At 44.6% G+C, this 693-nt stretch carries 1 protein-coding gene; it reads right to left on the bottom strand.

Features of this window, described 5'->3' with window-relative positions; translation table 11 throughout:
• Nucleotides 1-177: 177 nt before the first annotated feature.
• A complete protein-coding gene (locus A3738_RS26815; RefSeq protein WP_068477609.1) occupies nucleotides 178-534 on the bottom strand; it encodes a CidA/LrgA family protein in 357 nt (118 codons plus the stop codon).
• Nucleotides 535-693 lie beyond the last annotated feature (159 nt).

The raw sequence follows: 693 nt of genomic DNA, 5'->3' as shown, positions 1-693 counted from the left end.
GTAACACTACTAAGAGCAAAATCATCACAGCAGAACCCGCTAACACGGGTTGTAAAAGCGGATGTAAGCCCGACTTCACGTAGGCTTTGCGCACTAGCCAATAAGTGGCCAGCGTCGCCAAGATCAGCCCCAGATCTGTTAGTAAGGAAGTAGCATCAAGATTTGAGAGAAAGTCCATCACAGTGACTGCTCTCTTTCATCTTTCGAAACGAGCTTTGCGAATAGCCATGGCATTGTAATCAAGGTAAACAGTACACTGACGCAGATGGCAACCAGAATAGCCAGCCATTCTTTTTGGATTAAATGCCAGTGATCCATGATGCCAATACAAGACGGCAGAATAAGCAGCGGGATATACAGGGTAAGGGTTTGGCTAGAGCGTTCTAGGTACTTGCCGGGCTTGCCACGAAATACACATATAGCAAACACAATCAACAAACCAATAATCGCACCCGGAATAGGAATACTAAGTTGATCGACCAACCATGTGGCCAGCACGCTAATAAGACACAGGCTAACTAAGCCAAACACCATGTTCTTCTGCCCAAAACTTTTAATTATTAATATTCACAAGCTCGAGATAATAACGGAGATCATCCACGGCTCAAGCCTGTTTGCTGAATATCCGGCATACAAAGGCCTAAGTTGTTCAATGCAGCTTAATCGTCACTGTAATTGATATGACCTGCGTAA

It is taken from the genome of Oleiphilus sp. HI0066, from assembly GCF_001635725.1.
This window is presented reverse-complemented; position numbering and strand designations above follow the sequence as displayed.